Genomic DNA, 5945 nt, shown 5'->3' with positions numbered 1-5945 from the left:
AACACCGACGCTTCTGAATATGGCGGTTCCGGCAAGGGCAATGGCGGCATGGTCGAGGCGCGGGCTGAGAGAGGAAGCATCTCCGCGACGATGCTTTTGCCGCCGCTGTCGACGATCATGCTCGAACTCGTCGCGGACTGAGCCCATCGAAACTGGATGCATGTCGAGATTGAGTAACTTGGGAGGGTAAAAATGGCAGACTTGAAACGGACCCAGCCGCTGGCGCGCGATGCCATGGCCTATGTATTGGCCGGCGGCCGCGGCAGCCGCCTCAAGGAACTGACCGACCGGCGTGCCAAGCCGGCTGTCTATTTCGGCGGCAAGACGCGCATCATCGACTTCGCGCTCTCCAATGCTCTGAATTCCGGCATTCGCCGCCTCGGTGTCGCCACCCAGTACAAGGCGCATTCGCTGATCCGCCATCTGCAGCGCGGCTGGAACTTCCTACGGCCCGAGCGAAACGAGAGTTTTGACATCCTGCCGGCCAGCCAGCGCGTCTCGGAAACACAATGGTATGAGGGCACCGCCGACGCCGTCTACCAGAACATCGACATCATCGAGGCCTATGGGCCTGAATACATGGTCATCCTGGCCGGCGACCACATCTACAAGATGGACTACGAGATGATGCTTCGCCAGCACGTCGACGCCAATGCCGACGTCACCGTTGGCTGCCTCGAAGTGCCGCGCATGGAAGCCACCGGCTTCGGCGTCATGCATGTCGATGCCAAGGACAACATTATCGCCTTCGTCGAAAAACCCGCCGACCCGCCCGGCATTCCCGACAAGCCGGAGTTTGCGCTGGCCTCGATGGGCATCTATGTCTTCAAGACCAAGTTCCTGATGGAGCAGTTGCGCCGCGATGCGGCCGAGCCGGGCTCAAGCCGCGACTTCGGCAAGGACATCATTCCCTATATCGTCCAGCACGGTAAGGCGATTGCCCACCGCTTCGCCAAGTCCTGCGTTCGTTCGACCGCCGAGAACGAGGCCTACTGGCGCGACGTCGGAACGGTCGACGCCTATTGGGAAGCCAATATCGACCTGACCGATATCACGCCGGAGCTCGACCTCTACGACCGCGACTGGCCGATCTGGACCTATGCCGAATTGAAGCCGCCGGCAAAGTTCGTGCATGACGAGGATGGCCGCCGCGGTTCGGCCGTGTCCTCGCTTGTCTCGGGCGACTGCATCGTCTCTGGCGCTTCGCTGAAAAGAAGCCTGATCTTTACCGGGGCGCGCATCAATTCCTATTCGACGCTGGAAGAAGTGGTGATGCTGCCCGACGTTCATGTCGGCCGGAACGCAAAGTTGAAGCGCGTCGTCATCGACCATGGTGTTAGGATACCGGAAGGGCTGGTGGTCGGCGAAGATCCCGTTCTCGACGCCAAGCGCTTCCGCGTTTCCGAAAAAGGCATCTGCCTGGTCACACAGGATATGATCGACAAGCTGGCGCTTTAGAGCAATTCCAGGAAAAGTGTGAAACGGTTTCCGTCCGGAATTGCGTCAAGACAAAGAACTCTAGGACAGACAGGATCGGATTATAGGCGCATGCAGGTTCTGTCGGTCACGCCCGAGATTTTCCCGCTGATCAAGACCGGCGGGCTTGCCGACGTGACCGGCGCGCTGCCCATTGCGCTGGCGGCCAAGGGCGTGACCATGCGCACGCTCATTCCTGGTTTTCCAACCGTTATGGCCGCCTTCAAGAAAAAGAGGGCGGTTCTGCAATATCCCTTGCTGCAGGGCGGCAAGGCCTCTGTCCACTCCGTCCAGCTTGCCGGGCTCGAGCTGTTCGTGCTCGACGCGCCGCACCTGTTCGACCGTCCCGGCGGTCCTTATGGCAATGCGACCGGCGTCGATTGGCCCGACAACTGGCGGCGCTTCGCGGCGCTGAGCCAGGTCGGCGGCGATATCGCCGGCGGTGCCATCTCGGGCTACCAGCCCGACATCGTCCATGCCCACGACTGGCAGTCGGCGATGACGCTGGCCTACATGCGCTACGGCAAGGCGGTCGGCATACCGTCGATGATGACCGTTCATAATCTCGCCTTCCAGGGCCAGTTCGGCGCCGGCATCTTCGGCGAGCTTGGCTTGCCGGCAGCGGCGATGGCGCTTGACGGCGTTGAATATTATGGCGGCGTCGGCTTCCTCAAGGCGGGCCTGCAGGCCGCCTGGGCGATCACCACGGTCAGCCCGACCTATGCGCAGGAAATCCGCTCGGCGGAATTCGGCATGGGCCTCGACGGCCTCATCAACATGCGCTCCAGCGATCTCTATGGCATCGTCAACGGCATCGACACTGGCATCTGGGATCCCGAAACCGACAAGCATCTGGTGTCCCCCTACACGGCGAGCACGCTGAAGGCGCGCGCGCCCAACAGGGCCGCCGTCGAGGAGCGCTTCAGCCTCGATCGCGACGACAGCCCGATCGTCTGTGTCGTCAGCCGCCTGACCTGGCAGAAGGGTATGGACATACTGGCGCTGGTGGTCGACGGCATCGTTGCCACAGGAGCGCGCCTGGCCATCCTGGGCTCAGGCGATGCCGGCCTCGAAGGCGCGCTGCTCGCCGCCGCTGCCAGACATCGCGGCCGCATCGGGGTCGTCGTCGGCTACGACGAGGGGCTGTCGCACATTATGCAAGGCGGCTGTGATGCCATCGTCATTCCCTCACGCTTCGAACCGTGCGGGCTGACGCAGCTTTACGGCCTGCGTTACGGCTGCGTACCGGTGGTTGCCCGCACCGGCGGCCTGGCCGATACGGTCATCGATGCCAATGAGGCCGCCGTCTCGGCCGGCGTTGCCACCGGCTTCCAGTTCGCGCCCAACAATGGCGGTGCCTTGCTGCACGCCATCCGCCGCCTCGTCGACGCCCATGCCAGTCCGGCGGTCTGGGAATCGCTGCAGCGCCAGGGCATGAAGGCCGACGTGTCGTGGGACAAGAGCGCGGACAAATATGTTGAACTCTATCGCTTGCTGCTTTCGAAAAGGGTTGCCTGAAGCATGATACGGACCGTTCCCACCAAACCCTATTCCGATCAGAAGCCTGGCACGTCGGGCCTGCGCAAGAAGGTGCCTGTCTTTCAGCAGGAGCACTATGCCGAGAATTTCATCCAGTCGATCTTCGACGCGCTCGATGGCTTCAAGGGCAAGACGCTGGTGATTGGCGGCGATGGCCGCTTCTACAACCGCGAAGTCATCCAGAAGGCCATCGCCATGGCCGCCGCCAACGGCTTCGGCAAGGTGATGGTCGGGCAGGGCGGTATCCTGTCAACGCCGGCCGCCTCGCATGTCATCCGCAAATACAAGACCTTTGGCGGCATCATCCTGTCGGCCAGTCACAATCCGGGCGGCCCGCACGAGGATTTCGGCATCAAGTACAATGCCGGCAATGGCGGCCCGGCGCCGGAAAAGCTGACCGACGCGATCTTCGAAAAGACCAAGACGATTTCGAGCTTCAAGATCGCCGACATTGATCCGATCGACATCGACACAACAGGCACGGTCAAGGCCGCCGGCATGACGGTCGAGATCATCGACCCGGTCGCCGCCTATGCCAAACTGATGGAAAGCCTGTTCGATTTCGACGCACTTCGCAAATTGTTCAACTCCGGCTTCCGCATGCGCTTCGACGCCATGCATGCAGTGACCGGCCCTTACGCCAAGGAAATCCTGGAAAACCGGCTTGGCGCGCCCAACGGCACCTGCCGCAATTTCAAGCCGCTGCCGGATTTTGGCGGCCACCATCCGGACCCGAATCTTGTCCACGCCAAACACCTCTATGACGAGATGATGGGACCGCACGCGCCGGATTTCGGCGCCGCCTCGGATGGTGACGGCGATCGCAATTTGATCATCGGCAAGGGCATTTTCGTCACCCCGTCGGATTCGGTCGCCATGCTCGCCGCCAACGCCCGCCTGGCGCCCGGCTACAAGGCCGGTTTGAAAGGCATTGCCCGCTCGATGCCGACCAGCGGCGCGGCCGATCGTGTTGCTGAAAAACTCGGCATCGGCATCTATGAGACGCCGACCGGCTGGAAGTTCTTCGGCAATCTGCTGGATGCCGACATGGCGACGATCTGCGGTGAGGAAAGTGCCGGCACCGGCTCCAACCATGTCCGCGAAAAGGACGGCCTGTGGGCGGTGCTGCTGTGGCTCAACATCCTTGCCGCGCGCGGCGAAAGCTGCAAGCAGATCGTCACCGAGCACTGGGCGACCTATGGCCGCAATTACTATTCGCGGCACGACTATGAAGAGGTCGAGAGCGACCGGGCGAATGCGCTGGTCGACGAGTTGCGTGCCAAGCTCGCTTCGCTGCCCGGCACCAGCGTGCGCGGCCTGAAGATCGCCAATGCCGACGACTTTGCCTATCACGACCCGGTCGACGGTTCGGTGAGCAAGAACCAGGGAATCAGGATCTTGTTCGAAGGCGGCTCGCGCGTCGTCTTCCGGCTTTCCGGCACCGGCACGTCGGGCGCGACGTTGCGCGTCTACATCGAGCGCTACGAGCCGGACAAGTCGAGGCACGATCTCGACACGCAGGCCGCCCTTGCCGATCTGATTGCCGCGGCCGATGATATTGCCGGGATTCACAGTCATACCGGCCGCCCCAAGCCAAGCGTTATCACTTAATGAAATCTGCGATGCCGGCCGCTGATCGGCCGCGATTTGGCGGACTTGTTTCGGAGGGCGGCATCCGCTTTGCCGCGTGGTCGCAGGCCGCCCGCCGGCTCTGGGTCTCGATCTTCGACGAACAGGGCAAGCGGGAAATCGAACGGCTCGAACTGCAGCCGCAAGGCGAGGGCGTCCATGCGCTGTTCGTTGCGGGCCTTGGCCCCGGCACCCGCTACGGCTTTCGCGCCGATGGCGACTACGCGCCGGAGCGCGGGCTGTGGTTCGACCCCGCCAAGCTCCTGGCCGATCCTTACGCGGTCGAGATCGACAGGTCCTACACCTATGACTGGCGGCTGGCCCAGCGCCGGGGCGAGGGGGCCGATACCGCGCAACTGATGCCGAAGGCGATTGCCGCTGCCTTGCCGAAGCCAGTGCAGGCAGCGCCGCCGCTCTTCCAGCCCGGCGGCCTGATCTACGAAATTCCGGTGCGCGCCTTCACCATGCTGCATCCGGACGTTCCGGAAAAGTTGCGTGGTACCATTGCCGCTCTCGCTCATCCGCTGGTTGTCGAGCACCTGAAGAAACTCGGCGTTGGCGCGGTCGAACTGATGCCGGTAACCGCGTCGATCGACGAGCGGCATCTGCCGCCGCTTGGGCTGCGCAATGCCTGGGGCTACAATCCTGTCACGTTCATGGCCCTTGATCCGCGTCTGGCGCCGGGCGGCATCATGGAATTGCGAAACACGGTTGCCGTGCTGCGCCAGGCTGGCATCGGCGTCATCCTCGATCTCGTCTTCAACCACACCGGCGAGAGCGACAGGCTAGGCCCGACGCTGTCGCTGCGCGGCCTCGACAACCACGCCTATTACCGGCACACATCAGACGGCAGGCTGGCCAATGACACCGGAACCGGCAACACGGTCGCTTGCGACCATCCTGTCGTCCAGGAAATGGTCCTCGACACGCTTCGCCATTTCGTCAGGGATGCCGGCGCCGACGGCTTCCGCTTCGACCTGGCGCCCATCCTGGGGCGGGTTGAAGGCACATTCGATGCCGAGGCGCCGCTGCTGAGAGCGATGCGCGACGACGCGCTGCTGGCCGATCGTGTGTTGGTCGCCGAGCCGTGGGACATCGGTCCGGATGGCTATCAGCTTGGCAATTTCCCGCCGCCTTTCCTCGAATGGAACGACAAGTACCGCGACGATGTCAGGCGCTTCTGGCGTGGCGACGCCGGCATGGTCGGCGCCCTGGCGACCCGGCTTGCCGGTTCGTCCGATGTGTTTGCCGCGAACGGGCAAGGCGCCAGCCGCAGTGTCAATTTCATCGCCGCCCATGAC

5 protein-coding genes are annotated in these 5945 nt (G+C 63.0%); all 5 read left to right on the top strand.

Annotation, left to right across the window (positions count from 1 at the left end; translation table 11 throughout):
- On the top strand, positions 1-141 hold a 141-nt coding region (locus tag EN935_RS19080), incomplete at its 5' end, for an alpha amylase C-terminal domain-containing protein (protein ID WP_164771203.1).
- A gap of 51 nt (positions 142-192) precedes the next feature.
- A complete protein-coding gene (gene glgC / locus EN935_RS19075; RefSeq protein WP_109662424.1) occupies positions 193-1458 on the top strand; it encodes a glucose-1-phosphate adenylyltransferase in 1266 nt (421 codons plus the stop codon).
- Between the two features lie 90 nt (positions 1459-1548).
- Entirely contained in the window at positions 1549-2994 is a 1446-nt protein-coding gene (glgA, locus tag EN935_RS19070) for a glycogen synthase GlgA (RefSeq protein ID WP_127264029.1), read from the top strand.
- A gap of 3 nt (positions 2995-2997) precedes the next feature.
- Positions 2998-4626, top strand: a complete 1629-nt coding sequence (locus EN935_RS19065; RefSeq protein ID WP_127373521.1) for an alpha-D-glucose phosphate-specific phosphoglucomutase — start codon at positions 2998-3000, stop codon at positions 4624-4626.
- An 11-nt stretch (positions 4627-4637) separates the two neighbouring features.
- Positions 4638-5945: alpha-amylase family glycosyl hydrolase (locus tag EN935_RS19060; protein ID WP_245489004.1), on the top strand; the 1308-nt coding region annotated here is incomplete at its 3' end.

It is taken from the genome of Mesorhizobium sp. M7D.F.Ca.US.004.03.1.1, assembly GCF_003998635.1.
In the GTDB taxonomy this organism is placed as follows: domain Bacteria; phylum Pseudomonadota; class Alphaproteobacteria; order Rhizobiales; family Rhizobiaceae; genus Mesorhizobium; species Mesorhizobium loti.
The sequence above is the reverse complement of the archived record's forward strand: the minus strand, read 5'-3'. Positions and strand labels throughout refer to the sequence as shown.

What these genes read in the sequence shown, in the direction of transcription:
- glgC (WP_109662424.1), top strand. Translation starts at nt 193, where the DNA reads ATGGCAGACTTGAAACGGACCCAGCCGCTGGCGCGCGATGCCATGGCC.
- glgA (WP_127264029.1), top strand. Translation starts at nt 1,549, where the DNA reads ATGCAGGTTCTGTCGGTCACGCCCGAGATTTTCCCGCTGATCAAGACC.
- EN935_RS19065 (WP_127373521.1), top strand. Translation starts at nt 2,998, where the DNA reads ATGATACGGACCGTTCCCACCAAACCCTATTCCGATCAGAAGCCTGGC.